The sequence below is a fragment of the Mycolicibacterium novocastrense genome (assembly GCF_001570485.1).
GTDB lineage: Bacteria > Actinomycetota > Actinomycetes > Mycobacteriales > Mycobacteriaceae > Mycobacterium > Mycobacterium novocastrense.
In genome coordinates, this window is record NZ_BCTA01000011.1 from 75,998 (window position 1) to 91,722 (window position 15,725).

Genomic DNA, 15,725 nt, shown 5'->3' on the forward strand with positions numbered 1-15,725 from the left:
ATCTGTTCCAGCTATGCGGTGGAGTTCACCGCCGCCGCCAGCCAGTCGGCCATCATCCCGTAGACCGACTCGATGCTCTCTCGCGCGCTGGCGTCGTCGCCGGATGGTTCATAGTCCACGTCCCACTCGACCCGGCAACCGTCGGCACCGGACCCGATGACCGAGACGACGGTCTCGAAGCGGCTTACCGGCAGCGGGTTGTTGGTGATCCGGTAGGAGATCTGTCTCTGCTCGGGCCGTGCCCACAACAGCGTCTCGACCGTCGGGTCGCCGTCCGCGGTGCCGCGGATCCTGCGGCTCATGCCGGGCCCGTCCCCTTCGACCTCGACGTCGTTGATCACCGGAATCCACCGGACGTCGGCGAAGTCGGCGAGTAGGCGCCAGACCGCCTCGGCGCTCGCGGCGACGTCCTTGCTGACCGTGATCGACGCCATGTGGCGACCCTACCATCTATGTAACAATAGAGCGGAATATGTTCAGATGTGCAGTGTGCTGCCGGGTGGAATCGGGGTGTCGTGAGCGCTGACGATGGGTCCGCGGGCGATTTCGAGGTCGACGAGAACTGGGTGCGCTACGAACTTGTCGAACCACACATCGCGCAGATCGCGATCAGCAGGCCCGACCGCCGCAACGCGATCCTGTCGCCCGACATGCACGCCCTGTTCAAGGCTCACCTCGATCGAGCCGAGGCCGACGACGAGGTGAAGGTCGTCATCCTCGCGGCCGACGGCAAGGACTTCTGCAGCGGCGACGATGTCCGGCGGCTGCCCGTCGAACAGGCCGGCCTGAAGAAGGGCAAAAAACTGCCGCAGACCGCGCGGATGGGCAATGCCCGCCGGTTGCACCGCCACCTGACCAACTGGCTGGAGTTTCCGAAGACGGTCATCGCCGCGTGCCAGGGTGCGACGCTGGGAGCCGGGATGAACCTGGCGCTGGCCGCCGACATCCTCGTCGTCTCCGAGGACATGTACCTGGCGCGGCCGCAGGCGCGGATCGGGTTCGCCGGGTTCTCCACCGCGATGCCGTTGATCCTGCTCAAGCTGGGTCCGAACCGCGGCTACGAGGCGATGATCACCGGACGGAAGGTGCGCGCCGCGGAACTGCGCGACTGGGGGGTGGCCGCGTCGGTCGTGCCGGCCGACGGTCTCCGTGAGGAGGCGCTGCGCTACGCGCGTGCGATCGCCCACCACTCGGCCGACGGGCTGATGGTCGGCAAGCACGGGTTGATCACGTTCTGGCACGCGGTGGGGATGGCGCAGTTCGGGGACTGGGTTCCCATGGCGCACAGCGTTTTCAGCAACCTGTCCTGGCGGGACGACGAGTTCAACTTCATGAAGGAGCGGTCGGCCAGGGGCGGCCGTGAGGCGCTCGCCGAACTCGAGCGCCGGTACCGGGAGTGGGACTTCGAGTAGATAAAACAATTAAACAGAGACTGTGTTTGTGTTTTGTATGATGAACGTGCGGTGAGGAGAGACGAATGGGTGTGCTGGACGGACGGACGGCCTTGGTCACCGGTGCAGGTCGAGGGATCGGTGCCGCCGTAGCCGAGGGTTTGGCGGCCGAGGGGGCCACCGTCCTGGTCTCCGACGCCGGCGTTGCGGTGGACGGCACGGGGCACGACGCGGGGCCGGCGGAGGCGGTGGCAGCTGCCATCAATCAGCAGGGTGGCAAGGCGTTCGCCGACGCCACCGACATCACTGACTTCGCCTCCTGCGAGGACTTGATCGGCCGCGCCGCCGATACGCTCGGCGGTCTGGACGTCGTGGTCAACGCCGCGGGCATACTGCGCGACGGCATGGTCTTCAAGATGAGCGAGCGGGACTGGGATTCCGTCGTCGCCGTCCATCTCAAGGGCACGTTCAACATCACCCGGCATGCCGCCGCATGGTGGCGGGAGAACCGTGGCGGCCAGTACCGGCTGATCAACTTCACCTCGATGTCCGGACTACAGGGCGCACCCAGCCAACCGAACTATGCGGCCGCGAAGATGGGCGTCGTCGGTCTCACCTTCTCCTGCGCCAACGCCCTGCGCAACTACGGCGTCACGTCGAACGCGATCGCGCCGATCGCCGGAACCCGAATGACGCAGGGCATCAAGGGCGGTGGAAGCATGGACTATTCCGATTCGAACGTGCGTCTGTCACCGAAAAATTGCGTGCCCCCGGTGGTGTACCTGGCGAGCGCACAGTCCGACTGGCTCAATCGGCGCGTCATCTTTGCCGGAAACGGCCGCATCAGCCTGATGTCGAACCCAGTCGTCGAGCGAGAGCTCGTCTCGGCCACCGGCACCTGGGACATCCCCACTGCCTTCGCCGAGATCGAGACGTCGTTCAAGGAGGCCGTCCTGTGGCCCAACATCTTCGACAAGCCCCCTGCCAAGTGACCCGACGGGGGGGGTGACGAATGACTGAGATGACGACCCACCGCGTACCGCAGAAGTACGCCTGCGGCGAGACTTTCGTCCCCAAGAGCCGCTACATCGACCCGGAGTTCCTGCAACTCGAACTCGACCGGCTCTTCTCTTCGGTCTGGCAGCCCGCCTGCCGCGAGGAGGAGATACCCGACCCCGGCTGCTACTACGAGTACCGCATCGGCGGGCAGTCGATCGTGGTGGTGCGCCAGAAGGATCGCAGCATCAAGGCGTTCTACAACTCATGCGCACACCGCGGGATGAAGATCGTCTGCGGTACCGGCACCGCTACCGAGGGCGACCTGCGGTGCGGATTTCACGGCTGGCGCTACTCGCTGGACGGCCGGTCCTCCTTTGTGCCGTGCCGTGAGGAGTTCGCCCCTCGGCCGCGCGAACAGTGGGGGCTGACACCGGTCCACGTCGGGAGCTGGGGCGGTTGGGTATTCATCAGCATGGCGTCCGATCCGCCGGACCTGCTCGACTGGCTCGACCCGCTGCCCACCGCACTGGCCCCGTTTCGTCTGCAGGACATGCGATACGGGTGGCGTAAGCGGACGACACTGCCGGCCAACTACAAGACCGTCATCGATGCGTTCATCGAGGGCTACCACACGCCCGGCACGCATCCGCAGACGTTGCGCACCGCCAAGACTCCTCACCCGAGCACCGAGCCCGCACAACCCCAGGAGTACGTCTACGCGCCCTACACGCCGACAATCGCCTACAAGAACCACTCCCGGTTCATCTACACGCAGCGTCCCGAGACCACCGAACGCGACAAAGGGCGTCAGCAGCAGGCCTCCCGCCCGGAGGTGTTCGCGAACGCGATGCAGTACAACTACCTCGGCGTCAACGCGCTTGTCACAGAGCGCGATTACCGAGCCGCGCAGCGGTTGGCGACGATGGAGCCCAGCGAGATTCCGCCGTTCGTCCTTTACCACCAAATGTGCGAGGAACTGGCGCTGGCCGAAGGTGTCGACTTTCCGCGGATGTCGATGGAGGAGTATTTCGCGGGCAACGGCGACTGGCACATCTTTCCCACGTTGGTCATCCTCGTCGAGAAGTCGTGTCTGCTCGGGTACCGGATGCTGCCCGACGCGACGGATCCGAACAAGTGCACCTTCGAGATGTTCACGCTCGAACACTTCGCTCCCGGTGAGGTCCCCGACACCGACTGGCAGGAATTCGAGCGCTGGCAAGATCATGACGGCTGGGGTGAACTGCCCACGCAGGACCTGCAGAACATCGCCGCGATCCACGCGGGCATGCACTCGAACGGCTTCGAGGGACTCTGGCTGAACACCGCCCAGGAGATGACGATCCGCAACGAGCATGCAATCGCCGATCGGTTCCTCTTCGGCGCCGACGAGCGGTGAGCGACGGGGATGAGTGCCGGGGCGAGCGAAGCGACGGGAATGAGTGCCGGGGCGAGCGAAGCGACGGGGATGGGTGAGGCGATACCGCAGCGGCCGGTGCCGCTGCTCACCGAGCTGAACCGGCCCTATTGGACGGGCGGCTCCGACGGCACTTGGCGGATGCAACGCTGCCTCGGCTGCGAGCGCCTGGTCCATCCGCCGGCCCTGCGTTGCCCGCACGATCACGGTGTTCTCGAGTACGCGACGCTCAGCGGCCGGGGACGGGTCGAAACGTGGACCGTCAACGAGCATCCGTTCTTCCCGGGTTTCGCGCCGCCCTACCTGGTGGCGTTCGTGAATCCGGTTGAGGACAGCCGCGTTCGGGTGCTGACGAACATCGTGAACGTGCGGCCGGAAGACGTCACCGTCGGACTGCCGGTGCGCGTCACGTTCGAACGGCACACCGACGGAGACGACGAGGTGTTCATCCCGCTGTTCGAACCGGACCTCTGATGGGTTCACCGCTTGCCGAGAAGGTCGTCATCAGTGGGGTCGGCCAGTCCGAGATCGGTCGGCGGCTGGGCCGAGACGCCCTGCAACTCACCGCGGACGCGTGCCTGGCCGCCGTCGAAGATGCAGGACTCACGCTCGCCGACATCGACGGGTTGACGACGTATCCGGGTGCGTGCCAGGCCGGTCCGGGGTTCTCGGGGGCGTCGCTGCGGGATATCCACGACGCGCTCGGCGTCAAGCCGAATTGGGTGGCCGGAGGGGTGGAGTCTCCGGGCCAACTGGGCGCCGTGGTCGATGCGATGTTCGCCGTCGCCGGTGGCATGGCCAACCATGTGCTGTGCTGGCGCAGCATCTGGGAGGGCACCGCCCAGGGCGCGGGCCGACGGCAGGGCTACGGCGCGCGGGGCGGTCGACCGAGCGGGATGATGGCCTGGCAGCTGCCCTACGGCGCCACTGCGGCCAATCTGGCTGCAATGCAGTTGCGCGCCAGGATGATTCGATACGGCCTCAGGCGCGAACAGCTCGCCTCGATTGCGATCGTCGAGCGCGCCAATGCGCGACGAAACCCGTCGGCGATATACACCGACCCCCTCGACGTTGATACCTACCTGAATGCGCGGATGGTGTCGGAGCCGCTGTGCATGTACGACTGCGACATCGCCTGCGACGGAGCGACCGCGTTCGTCATCTCGCGGGCCGCGCATGCTCGAGCACTGGACCATCCCGCGGTCACGGTCGAGTCGCTGGACTGCGCTCATCACGACCGCTTCACCTGGGAGGGCGGCGAGGACATCACCCGGATCAGCTCGCGTTGGTCGACCATCTGGGACCGAACGGATTTCACCGTGGCCGATGTCGATTACGCCTCGTTGTACGACGGGTTCAGCGTATTCGTGCTGTGCTGGTTGGAAGATTTCGGCTTCTGCAAGGTGGGAGAATCCGGCGACTTCATTGCCGACCCGGCACGCATCTCGCTCGGCGGTGAACTGCCGATCAACACAGCGGGCGGCCAATTGTCCGGAGGACGGCTGCACGGATTCGGTCACCTGTACGAGGCGTGTTTGCAGATCCGGGCCGAGGCAAGCGGCCGTCAGGTTGACGACGTATCACTGGCAGCGGTCGGGGTTGGGGCTGCCAACAGTGGAACGACAGCCATGCTGCTGCGACGGACGCTGTAGGTGGGCAGAAGATCCACCGTGCTTCGAACACCCTGAGGCATGTTCTCGTCAACGTAGAGGAGCCACTTTGCACATCGACCTACAGACGTGTTTCGAGCTGGAGCAGGCCAAATCGAGATACTGCCGGCTGTTGGACACCAAGGACTGGGCCGGATTGGCTGAGCTGATGACCGACGACATCGTCTTCGATCTAGGCGGCGGCGATGAGGTGCCGCCGATCGTCGGACGCGACGCCACGCTCGAAGCAGTGCAGACGTCGGTGACAGATGCGGTCACGGTTCATCAGGTGCACAGCCCGGAGTTTCACCTCGACGAGAATGAGGCACGCGTGATCTGGGCGGCTCAAGAGCGAGTGAAGTGGAACAACGGGACGGGGTTGACTGCCTACGGTCATTACCATGACCGATGGGTGCGACGCGACGGAGTGTGGCGTATCGCCGAGCTTCGGCTCACCCACCTTCTCATCGACGTCGACTGATGGGGTCTCGCCGACGTCAACTGAGGCGGGGATAGGTCATGAGGTCCACCCAATTCTCGGCTATGGCCCTTTTAGCTGACCCACTGGCGTACAGGCTGATTCCGGCGTACGGGTCGAGAAACTTGCCGGTCGCCGGATCGTAGGTCGTCACGGCGGCGCCCGCCTGTGGTTGGGTTGCTCCCGCCAATCCGGCTTCAGCCGGTAACGGGTCGTTCCGGGGAGCGGGCGGCGCTGTGGGGCTTGGATCTACCGGAGCGGGCGGCGCCGACGGCCGGACGTATGGCGGGATCACCTGGTCGGGCGGCGGCTGAAATGGTAGAGGCGGTGGAGGAGGTCCGGGGGTCACCGGCGGGACCTGCGTCGGATACGGCGCGGTCAGTGCCGGCCCCGGCCCGGGCGGCACACCGGGCGGAAGCTGTACGGCAGGAGGCCCGGGATCGTAGTCCGCTTGCGGCGGAATGTAGGGATACTTGTTCTGCGGCAGGGTCATCCGAGGATCGGTTACCGGTGTTCCCACGGGCACCGGCGGTCCACGCCATGGGTTGCTTCCGACCGGCACATAACCCCGCGGATCGCGGCAGAGCTGCACCGTCGGCGCCCGTTTGCCGGGGAATTCCTGGCAGGGATAGTTGCGTGCGCCGCGAACGACTGTCGGATCGTTGTGCGGGACCTTGCAGTACATGTCTTTGGGGACGTCGCGAAGCGTGGTGTCGGCGGGCGAACGTATTTCGGCCGGAGGCACGAACCCGGTGATACACGGCGGCGGATCACCGAAATTCAGCTTGAAGTCCGCCTTGGCGCCTTCGTCCGCCGGGTACTGATTGGCGATCGTGATGACTGCCGCGGCAAGGGCAGGCATGATCACCAGAACCTGTTCGATCGACTTGTGATAGATGACGCCAACACGGCCGGCGTTGGCGAGGTTAGCCGCCAGCACCGGAAACGTGGGACGGATACCTTCGAAGAGGGCAGTTGCTTCGCCGGTGGCGCCGGGAGCCGACTGCAGAACGGCGCGTATCTCTGGGTCGGCTTCCCGAAGATGAGTCGTGAGGCGTGCCAGGCCATCTGCCACCGACCTGATGTTCTGCCCGGACGCACGCTGAGCGTCGAGCAGCGGTTGAGATCGTTCGAGGAGCTCAATTGTCTCACTGGACGTGTTGTCGGCTTCTTCGATCAGCGACCGTGACGATTCGATGAGCCGCGCGAGCTCGGGACCCGACCCGTCGAAAGCTGTGAATGCCTCCCTCAATACGTCCCGCAACCGGCTTCGATCAAGCGAATCGACCAGGCTTTGCGCCTCGCGCAGCAGGCCGGCGATGTCGCCGCTGATGTGCGTGCGGTCGCGATCGATGTGCCCATCGTCACCCAGGAAATCCGTGGACGCATTCGGCGGCGGCACCAGATCGACGTACAGCTCGCCGATGGCCGACACACTCTTGACGTAGGCGTCGACGTCGTCGGGAACTTTCATGGCATCGTCGATCCGCATCTCGACCAGGACATCGTTGTCGCGGGTCAGCGAGACCGATGTGACCTTGCCGATGGTCGTCCCGCGGTAGGCGACGTTCGCATTCGTATACAGACCGCCACTGGCCACGAAATTGGCCGTCACGGTGTAGGTTCCGAGGCCGAACGCCTTCGGCAACTGCACGTAGAACACCGCGATCACGAACACACTGACGAGCGCGACCAGAGAGAAGATGGTCAGTTGCAGGCGGACGAGGGGAGTGAGCATCAGGGTTGGCCTGCAGACTGTGGATCGGGAGGATTGAGGGGCGGGATCTGGAACGGATCGGCAGCCTGCCCGGACAACGACGATGTCGCTCCGACGAGGTAATCGGGGACGGAGACGACTTCAGAAAGACGTTTCATGTTGGGATCGAGAGTGCTTGTCGTGAAGAAATTCTCACCCATCCGCCGCACCGTGAGGTCAAACGTCGCGAAGACGTTGAGGAAGTCACCCCTGACCGCCCGCGGCAGTCCCTCGTTGAGCGGTATCGGAAACGCAGGCAGGATCGGCAACGCGTCGACGAGCGTTTCGGCGTTGTCGCTGAGAGCCTTGACCACGGCATAAGCGTGGACGAGATCAGCGGCGAAGTCCGCTTTCGTCTGGGCCAAGAGGGGGGCAGAGACGTCCGCGAGCCGCTTCAGAGCCGCAAAGGCATCAACGATGCGGTGGCCATTGTCGTTGAGTACGCGCGTGGCCGACGGGAGTGTCGCCAGTGCGCGCTCGATCTTGTCCCTACCACCGGCGAGTCGACCTGCTAGGCGATTGACCTTCTCCATCGCCGTTGCGATGTCGTGCGCCTGAGCATTCAAACCTGCGGCCAATTCGGCGAGTCTGGGCAGGAACGCGGCGAACTGACCGGCGCGCCCGGCAATGGCAGCGTACGTCTCATTCGTAATATCCTGCAGCACACCGAGGTTACCGTTGTTGACGACGATGGCCAGAGACGACAGCACATCCTCGGTGCTCGGATAATTGCCGGTGTTTTCAATGCCGATTCGGGAATTCGGGCCCAGGGAGCCGATGGGTCGTTCGGCGACGGGTTCGGCCAGTTCCAGGTGCCGCGAGCCCAGCAGAGATGTTTGACCGACGGTCGCAGTGGCGTTGGCGGGCAGATGCACCGAGCCGCCGAGGGACAGCTGCACCAGCGCATAGAACGTGCCGTCGTCACGCTGCACGGGCTTGATACCTGACACACTGCCGACGGTCACGTCGTCCACCTTGACGGGGGAATTCTGTGGCAGCGACGAAATATCGGGTAGCTCGACCGATACGGTGAACGAACCGTCGCCGTGGCCCGCGGTACCCGGCATGTTCAGTGAGTTCAACCCATTGAATTGGCATGCCGAAACCACCACCGCGAGTGACCCGATCGCCGTGGCTCGCCGCGCCCATCTGTGAAGGTGTCGGTTGATCATCTGCCGGCTCCCGCCTGTCCGTCGGGCTGGTGGGGCGCGGTTGGCGCGTCCGGCACCATGAGCGAACTCAGATCGGCGTCGGGCGGTATTGATGGCGGAGTCACCCCGGGCAGCGGGTGCCATTGCAGTTGTGCAATCGGCGTCTGCGCTTTGGCTTCCGTCTGTGGTGTGTCATAGATGATCTGCCCCTTGTACGCCGTGATGCTGGTTATCGGGCGAAACAGGAACGGCGGATAGTTCATCTGGAGCCGCTTGACCACCGGCGCCATCCGCTGACGGCAGATTTCGGCGCGCTTGTAATTCTCTGGCGTCTCCGCGGTCTCGAACATTCCCGCGCACATCAGTTGTACCGGGTTTCCGAAATTGGGCAACGTCACGATTCCCGCCAACGACGCCTGGGCCGGATTGTAGATGTTGTAGAAGTTGGCCAGCGCCGTCGGCGCCAGGTGCAGAACTTGTTCGATATCGTCGCTGCGTTCGTTCAGCAGGCTGGTGAAGTCGGCGAGTCGGTCGATCTGGCCGATCAATGCGTCGTTGTTGTCACTGAGCAGGCCCCGGACGTCGGAGAGTGCATTGTTCAGAGAGGCCAGCGCTTGATCGATGTCGAGGGAACTGTCCGCGAGCACCTGAGACACTGAGGCGACGTGAGATGTGAACGCCACGATCTGTTCGTTGCTCTCGGCCAGGGCGTTCACCACGATGTGCAGGTTCTTCACGGTGTCGAAGATGTCGGCACGCGAATCGCCGAGACGCCCTGCCACTTGCGATAGTTCACGGACTGCACTTCTGAATGACTCACCGGAACCGTCGAAAGTGTCTGCGGCTTGGTTGATCAACTCGCTCAGTGGCCCCTGCGCCGAGCCTGGTTTGGGCCCAAGCTGCGCGGACAACTTGGTCAGTTCGTCCTTGACCTGATCCCATTCGATCGGTACCGCGGTCCGATCGAGTCCAACGACTGCGTTGTCGGACAGCGTCGGGCCGCCGTCGTAGATCGGCGCGAATTCCACAAACCGAGCGGAGACCAGATTCGGCGAAACGATGAGCGCGGCGGCATCGGCCGGAATGGGGACTCCCGCCTCGACACTCATCGCCACCCTGGTGTGCTCTGGGCCTGGCTCGATTCCGGTGATCCGACCGACGGTGACTCCGGCAACCTTCACTTCGTCGCCGACGTACAGACCCACTGCCGAGGAGAACAAACCCGTGATGCTGCGCTGCTGCGCGCGCGGCCATACTGTGTACACCCCTGCAATGAGTGTCACGGTCAGCACCGCGGCGAGCACAGCCCTGGGCCATCGTCGGGGGTGGGCGAGTCCGAGCGCGGTCATGGCGTTTTCGGCCTGATCACGAGTCGCTCCCGGATGAATCCGCGGAGCATGTCGGCCAGACTGTCGGGCAGCTTGCCCGGCTGGAAGTAGGTGTCCAACAGCACGCCGGCGACGGCAGGAGTCGGCACACCCCAGACGTTGACGGAAAAGCCCGGGCCGGACCCCACAACTTCACCCAGTGTCGTGGAGAAGGCAGGGAGCCGCTTGAGCGCCTCGTCGAGATGGGCGCGACGGGAGTTCAGATTTTCGAGCACGAGGTTGAGCTTGACTAGCGCGGGACCGAATTCACGACGGTTGTCGGCGACGAACCCCGATATTTGCCGCGACACATCGCCGATTCCCGCGACGAGAGAGGCGAGCGCGGTGCGCTGTGCACTGAGCTCGGCGAACAGCGCGTTACCGTCGGTGATCAGCTGATTCAGTTGACGGGAGCGAGTGGCCAGGATGGCCGACAGCGACTTCGCGTGAGCCAGTAGATCGGCGAGATCCTCGTCGCGGGCGTTGATGCTGCGGGAAAGCGCGGTCACGCCGTCGAGTGCGCTACGCAGTTGGGGGGTGGCGTCACGCATCGTGGCGGTCAGAGTTTGCAGCGCGGTTTCGAAGGTGTCGGTGTCCAACTCGGCTGCGGAGTTTCCCAGATCCTGTAACGCGTCGGGCAGGGTGTACGGGGTAGTCGTGCGTCCGAGCGGCACGGTGTCGACCGACCCTGCACCACCCGGGGTGACCGCCAGGATCCGTTGGCCGAGAACGGTGTCGGTCTTGATCGCCACCAGCGTCTGGTCGCCGAGGCGCAGATCGCGGTCGACGGTGAAAATCACCTTTGCGGCGCGGGCGCTCACGTCGAGGTTGACCGAGCTCACTTTGCCGACGTTGTATCCGTAGATCTGCACATCGCTGCCGCTGGTGACTCCGGCGGCGTTGGTGAAGTAAGCGGTGTAGACCTTTCCCTGCGGCATGAAGGGCAGTGTGGAGTAACCGAATGAAACGAGCACCAGCAGGATGACGAGAATGATCCCGAAAATGCCTGTGCGTAGGGGGTTTCGGCGACCCCGCTCCTCAACCGTCATCGGAGCACCGTCCCTTTGACGAATCCGTCGGCCCGAGAAGCGGAATCAAGATGTCGCTCCCTGCGGGACCGTTTATCTTGATCTTCACCGCGCAGAAGAAGATGTTGAAGAAGGCGCCGTATTGACCGAGCGCGCTGAGTCGCAGGTAGTTTTCGGCGAGGGGTTCGATCACGGCGTTGACCTCGTCTTTCCGGTCATCGAGAACGGTCGCCAGGGGGCGCGCATTTTCGATCACCCCCTGCAGCGGACGTCGCGACGAGGTCAACAGATCGGTGAGGTCGGCCTGCGCGGAGGCGAGCGGCTGGATCGCCCCGGCAATCGGGCCGCGACCCTCCGATAGGGTTGTGGTCAGTTGCTGCAGGTGATCGATACTCGTGTCCAGTTGTGCCCCTTTGTCATCGATCGATGTGAGTACGGTGTTGAGATTGTCGATGACTTCGCCGATCAACTGGTCGCGTCCCGCCAGCGTTCGGGTGAAGGAGTCGGTATCGGACAGGACCTTGGCCAAGGTGCCGCCGTTGCCTTGGAGTAGTTCGATGATCGCGTTGCTGACCTCGTTGACCTTGCTCGCGTCGAGGCCTTTGAGGACCGGGCGCAAACCGCCCAGCAGAGCGTCGAGATCCACTGCCGGCACGGTATTCGAGCGCGGAATGGTACCGCCGGGCGCCAGCGGCCGCAGTTCCCCTGAGCCAGTCGAGATTTCGAGGTAGCGGTTGCCGACCAGATCTTCGTATCGGATCGCGGCACGGGTCGAGCTGTATATCCGGTATGTCTTGTCGATCGCGAACTCGACGTCGACATGGTCGCCGTTGATGGCGATGTCGGTGACGGACCCGACGGGGATGCCTGCGACACGTACGTCTTGGCCGGGCTTCAGGCGTGACACCGAGTCGAACTCCGCACGATAGGACACTGTCGAGCCCAGCCGGAACTTCCCGAAGGTCACGACGAGAAGGCCGAGGACGAGCAGCATCACAACGGTGAAGGCTGCAACCTTCATGCCGAGTCGGTCCCTGGGCATCAGTAATCGTCTCGCTCGGCATAGGCACCGTTGAACAGAAACTGGAACGTCGTCAGCGGATCGAATTGCAGTTCGGTGTTGGGCTGGTAGGGAATGTAAGCGTTGTCCGTCACCAGGAACTGCGGCCGAAACCACGATCCGTTCTTCATCTTTCCTGGCAGATTCGGCAACCCCCGACAATTGGGGCCGCCGGACGCGTTGACGATGGGCAGGCTCTCGGGGTAGGTGTACGGCGCGACGCCGGGAATGAAGAAGGCGTTCATGAAGACCCCGGGCACAGTGCCGCCCCAAGCGGGAGCGAATTCCTTGAGCGTGGTCGCCAAACCGGTGAGCAGGCAACCCAATTGCGGGGAGTAGTCGCCCAGGACCTTCAATGGGGCCCGCAACCGCTGAATCGCGGCGATCAAGTCGCGTTGGGAGGGCTCGAGCACGTCCGATGCGGTGTTCCCCAGCCCGACCGCCGCCATCAACGTCGTAGCCAGGTTCTCCTGCTGGTCGACAATGGTGTTGCTGATCGAATCGGTGTTGTCGAACAAGGTCAGTAGGTCCGGCGTCGCCTCTGCGTAGATATCGGCGACTTCGCCCACCTTTTGGATTCCCGACTGGAGCGTGGGCAGGTGCGGGTTGAACGTTCCCATGTAGTCGGTGAACGTCGAGATCGTGGTCCCGATGTCCCTCCCGTTTCCGCGCAACCCTTCGCCGATTGCGGTCATGGTGGCGTTCAGCTCCACCGGATCGATCTTCTTCAGAGTGTTGACAAGCGTTTCAAAGAGCGTGTTGGCTTCCACGGCGACCTCGGCGGCATGCAGATGCGAGTTGGCCGCGAGTGCGCTCTTGTCGGGGATCGTCGGGCTGAGGAACTCAACGGATTTCGCGCCGAACACGGTGTTGCTGGCGATACGGACGGTGACGTTGGAAGGGATGTAGTTCATCTGATCGCGGCGGATCTCCAATGTCAGTTCCGCCTGTGCCCCGTCGTATTCGATCGAGGACACTTTGCCGACTTCGACTCCCAGGTACTTGACCTTGGCGTCCCGGTCCATCACGAGACCGGCCCGCGCCGAGGTCACTATGACGGTGTCGACGGGAATGAACGCCCCCGAGTAAGCAAGGTAAGTCAGCGATGAGATCACTGCGAACACCGCGGCCATGATGAGCGCCGCTATCCGCAGCGCTCTCTTGCGGTGGATCTTGATCAACGCCCGGCATCCTGCGCGGGATTCGGCGGGAGTTGAACCGTGATCATCGGACTGCCAGTTCCAGACGTTCCAATCGGCGGACCAGGATGCTGGTCAGCCAGTCACCCACGTCGACAGCCTCGATCCAATCGGTCCGTTCGAGCAGCATGCGCAAGACGATCCGGGCCTCGAGCCGGGCAAGCGCTGCGCCCACGCAGAAATGAGCACCCTTGCCGAACGTGACGTGGCCCTTGCCGCTGCCGCGGTCGAGCCGGAACTCGTGCGGTGAATCGAATTGTGCGGCATCGCGATTGGCGGCGCCCCACAACAGCAGCAGATGTGAGTTGGCGGGGAGGTCGACCCCGCCCAGCGTGGTGTCGTGCAGGACGTGGCGGTAGTGGCCGCGGAATGGAGGCTCGTATCGCAGCGTCTCCTCGATGAAGGGCACCAGGAGGTCACGATCCTCGCGGACCTGTTTCTGTATGTCGGGTTGGCTGACGAGAACCCATGCGGCGCTGCCGAGCAGCGAGGCCGTGGATTCCCCGGCGGCGCTGAAGAGCGTGAGCATGATGCTCAAGGCGACCGGCTGTTCCACCTCGCCGGACGCGCAGCGCGCAGCGAGATCGCTGATCAGTCCCGGTTGTGGATCCCTGCCCGCCGCTTCGAAGTGTTCCAGCACATAGCCGCCGAGTTCCATTGCCGCCAGCCCGGCGGCTTCGAGTTGGTCCGGGGTGACGATCCCGTCGAGCAACGTGGTGGTGGCGTATCCCAGCCTGATGAGTTTGTCCACATCGTCGTGGGGCAAGCCGAGCAGTTGAGCGACCACCTTCATCGGGAGACGGTTGGCGATGGCGCTCATCCATTCGATTCGCCCGTCGTCCACCGACTCCGTCCACAGCTGGTGCGCAGTCTCCTCCGCGAACTCCTCGATCACCTGGACTCGTCTAGCCGACAGGTGCGGCAACAGAATCTTGCGATGCACGGCGTGTGCGGGGTCGTCTGCGGTGGCGAGCGCGTGCGCCGGGTCGCCGAGCGGCATCATCGGGAACGGGTTCACCGCGCCGCTGTGGTCGTAGACCACGGTTGCGGTGAGATTTGAGGAGAAATCCTGCACCCGGTTGGTCGCCTCGACGAGCGCGTCCCAGCCGCAGACCGCGTAGAAATCGGACTCACCGATGCGGTGCACCGGTGCTTCTGACCGCATCTGCTCGTAGAGCGGGTACGGGTCCTGGATGGCGGCATTTCCGAAGAATTGAGCAGGGTCATCCAAGATCGCCACGGTCCTAGCGTTCGTCTCCTGATGGAGACCGTCAACGCCGCTGGCCGAAGTTGAAATGCCTCTCGTGGAGCAGCCGAACCTGGCCTTCTCACGAACGCGCCCTCACCAGCGGCGTCCATGAGAGAATCGGCGCTGTCCTTCTCATCCTGAGAGATAGAGCCCTGAGGCTGTCGGCGACAGGAGACGCGTGCGGTGGCTGGTACCGATTGGCTGGTCGGTCGAGATCGAGCCTCCGAAGCGACCAGACGCATACACGCCGCCGCCGCCGATCTGATCGCCCGTCGTGGATGGGAGGCGTTCACCATCGACGCGCTGGCTGCGAAAGTGCACTGTTCGCCCGCCACGATCTACCGGCACGCCGGCGGCAAGACCGCGATCCGCGACGCCGTTGTCGCCATCCACGCGGCCCGCACGGTCGAGACCGTGCGCGAAGCCATCCGCGGCCTCTCCGGTGCGGAGCGGGTGGTGGAGGCGACGGCGTTGGCGTTGGAGCGGGCCCGGTCCGACCCGTTGACCAACGCGCTCCGCTCCGCCCATCCGCCCACCGAAACCGACTGGCTGACGACGTCTGAGGTCATCGCGCAGTTCGCCGCCGAGATGCTTGGACTCGAGGATCCCGACCCCCTTGCGGAGCAGTGGCTGATTCGGGTCTTCTTGGCGCTCTGGAGTTGGCCCATGAAGGATCCCGACGCCGAGTACCGAATGCTGCAGCGATTCCTCGGTCCGCCCTACCGTCAGGAGGCCCAGCAGTCCTGACCTGAGAGGTGAGGTACGCGGCAGGCGAGTGGTTGCCGCCGAGCGCGGTGCCGCCCTACGAATTTGGCCGTTTCGACCGGCGCCCCCTGCGTGTGGACATAGGCTTTGCGCGTCCAGCCCGAGGCGACTGTCCGATCGTGATGTCTCCCAGGGATTTCCGATTCAATCGCGCGACCGCAAGGTCAAGCCTGACGGCTATCGGGTCGGCGACGTCGGCGCACAAGGGAGGCTCGCAAC

General features: G+C 64.1%; 15 protein-coding genes. 7 read left to right on the top strand and 8 right to left on the bottom strand.

All coding sequences use genetic code 11. The annotated features are described in order from the left end of the window. Positions 1-11: 11 nt before the first annotated feature. Positions 12-434, bottom strand: a complete 423-nt coding sequence (locus RMCN_RS03245; protein WP_067387224.1) for an SRPBCC family protein — start codon at positions 432-434, stop codon at positions 12-14. 81 nt (positions 435-515) lie between these two features. Here RMCN_RS03245 and RMCN_RS03250 point away from each other — a divergent pair, with 81 nt between their 5' ends. From RMCN_RS03250 to RMCN_RS03275, 6 genes are all read left to right on the top strand, one after another. Continuing rightward, positions 516-1,412 carry an enoyl-CoA hydratase/isomerase family protein gene (locus tag RMCN_RS03250; protein WP_067387226.1) on the top strand — a complete coding sequence of 299 codons (897 nt, stop codon included), beginning with the start codon at positions 516-518 and terminating at the stop codon, positions 1,410-1,412. A gap of 65 nt (positions 1,413-1,477) precedes the next feature. Then, positions 1,478-2,383, top strand: coding sequence for an SDR family NAD(P)-dependent oxidoreductase (locus tag RMCN_RS03255; RefSeq protein ID WP_064403243.1), 906 nt, complete (start codon positions 1,478-1,480; stop codon positions 2,381-2,383). Positions 2,384-2,403: 20 nt separating this feature from the next. Continuing rightward, positions 2,404-3,786 carry an aromatic ring-hydroxylating oxygenase subunit alpha gene (locus RMCN_RS03260; RefSeq protein ID WP_067387228.1) on the top strand — a complete coding sequence of 461 codons (1,383 nt, stop codon included), beginning with the start codon at positions 2,404-2,406 and terminating at the stop codon, positions 3,784-3,786. A gap of 9 nt (positions 3,787-3,795) precedes the next feature. Beyond that, a complete protein-coding gene (locus RMCN_RS03265) occupies positions 3,796-4,278 on the top strand; it encodes a Zn-ribbon domain-containing OB-fold protein (RefSeq protein WP_234787552.1) in 483 nt (160 codons plus the stop codon). Further along, the gene (locus RMCN_RS03270; RefSeq protein ID WP_067387233.1) at positions 4,278-5,456 is read left to right on the top strand and encodes a thiolase family protein; all 1,179 of its coding nucleotides are present in this window, start codon (positions 4,278-4,280) and stop codon (positions 5,454-5,456) included. The genes RMCN_RS03265 and RMCN_RS03270 overlap by 1 nt, the downstream gene beginning before the upstream one ends. A 67-nt stretch (positions 5,457-5,523) precedes the next feature. Continuing rightward, complete coding sequence (locus tag RMCN_RS03275) at positions 5,524-5,934, top strand: nuclear transport factor 2 family protein (RefSeq protein WP_234787553.1); 411 nt, start codon at positions 5,524-5,526, stop codon at positions 5,932-5,934. Between the two features lie 16 nt (positions 5,935-5,950). Here RMCN_RS03275 and RMCN_RS03280 read toward each other — a convergent pair whose 3' ends face one another. Genes RMCN_RS03280 through RMCN_RS03310 form a run of 7 tightly spaced genes read right to left on the bottom strand, consistent with a single transcriptional unit; the run spans position 5,951 to position 14,732 of the window. Further along, positions 5,951-7,669 (bottom strand): MCE family protein, encoded by a 1,719-nt coding sequence (locus RMCN_RS03280; RefSeq protein WP_067387236.1) that lies wholly within the window; start codon positions 7,667-7,669, stop codon positions 5,951-5,953. Continuing rightward, positions 7,669-8,859: an MCE family protein gene (locus RMCN_RS03285; RefSeq protein ID WP_067387238.1), complete on the bottom strand. Its 1,191-nt coding sequence runs from the start codon at positions 8,857-8,859 to the stop codon at positions 7,669-7,671. The genes RMCN_RS03280 and RMCN_RS03285 overlap by 1 nt, the downstream gene beginning before the upstream one ends. Next, the gene (locus tag RMCN_RS03290; RefSeq protein WP_064412650.1) at positions 8,856-10,187 is read right to left on the bottom strand and encodes an MCE family protein; all 1,332 of its coding nucleotides are present in this window, start codon (positions 10,185-10,187) and stop codon (positions 8,856-8,858) included. Before RMCN_RS03290 ends, RMCN_RS03285 begins: the two co-directional genes overlap by 4 nt. Next, complete coding sequence (locus RMCN_RS03295; RefSeq protein ID WP_067387240.1) at positions 10,184-11,254, bottom strand: MCE family protein; 1,071 nt, start codon at positions 11,252-11,254, stop codon at positions 10,184-10,186. The genes RMCN_RS03290 and RMCN_RS03295 overlap by 4 nt, the downstream gene beginning before the upstream one ends. After that, a complete protein-coding gene (locus tag RMCN_RS03300; RefSeq protein ID WP_067387242.1) occupies positions 11,244-12,275 on the bottom strand; it encodes an MCE family protein in 1,032 nt (343 codons plus the stop codon). Before RMCN_RS03300 ends, RMCN_RS03295 begins: the two co-directional genes overlap by 11 nt. Then, positions 12,275-13,474, bottom strand: a complete 1,200-nt coding sequence (locus tag RMCN_RS03305; RefSeq protein ID WP_263987701.1) for an MCE family protein — start codon at positions 13,472-13,474, stop codon at positions 12,275-12,277. Before RMCN_RS03305 ends, RMCN_RS03300 begins: the two co-directional genes overlap by 1 nt. Before the next feature lie 43 nt (positions 13,475-13,517). Beyond that, positions 13,518-14,732: a cytochrome P450 gene (locus tag RMCN_RS03310; protein ID WP_067387244.1), complete on the bottom strand. Its 1,215-nt coding sequence runs from the start codon at positions 14,730-14,732 to the stop codon at positions 13,518-13,520. Between the two features lie 192 nt (positions 14,733-14,924). Between RMCN_RS03310 and RMCN_RS03315 the strand changes: the two genes are divergently transcribed. Beyond that, positions 14,925-15,488, top strand: coding sequence for a TetR/AcrR family transcriptional regulator (locus RMCN_RS03315; protein ID WP_064412654.1), 564 nt, complete (start codon positions 14,925-14,927; stop codon positions 15,486-15,488). Positions 15,489-15,725 lie beyond the last annotated feature (237 nt).

Bases quoted from the DNA above. Each gene is read 5' to 3' on its own strand.
- RMCN_RS03285 (WP_067387238.1), bottom strand. From the start codon at position 8,859: ATGATCAACCGACACCTTCACAGATGGGCGCGGCGAGCCACGGCGATC.
- RMCN_RS03260 (WP_067387228.1), top strand. From the start codon at position 2,404: ATGACTGAGATGACGACCCACCGCGTACCGCAGAAGTACGCCTGCGGC.
- RMCN_RS03300 (WP_067387242.1), bottom strand. From the start codon at position 12,275: ATGCCCAGGGACCGACTCGGCATGAAGGTTGCAGCCTTCACCGTTGTG.
- RMCN_RS03295 (WP_067387240.1), bottom strand. From the start codon at position 11,254: ATGACGGTTGAGGAGCGGGGTCGCCGAAACCCCCTACGCACAGGCATT.
- RMCN_RS03280 (WP_067387236.1), bottom strand. From the start codon at position 7,669: ATGCTCACTCCCCTCGTCCGCCTGCAACTGACCATCTTCTCTCTGGTC.
- RMCN_RS03245 (WP_067387224.1), bottom strand. From the start codon at position 434: ATGGCGTCGATCACGGTCAGCAAGGACGTCGCCGCGAGCGCCGAGGCG.
- RMCN_RS03255 (WP_064403243.1), top strand. From the start codon at position 1,478: ATGGGTGTGCTGGACGGACGGACGGCCTTGGTCACCGGTGCAGGTCGA.
- RMCN_RS03270 (WP_067387233.1), top strand. From the start codon at position 4,278: ATGGGTTCACCGCTTGCCGAGAAGGTCGTCATCAGTGGGGTCGGCCAG.
- RMCN_RS03265 (WP_234787552.1), top strand. From the start codon at position 3,796: ATGAGTGCCGGGGCGAGCGAAGCGACGGGAATGAGTGCCGGGGCGAGC.
- RMCN_RS03290 (WP_064412650.1), bottom strand. From the start codon at position 10,187: ATGACCGCGCTCGGACTCGCCCACCCCCGACGATGGCCCAGGGCTGTG.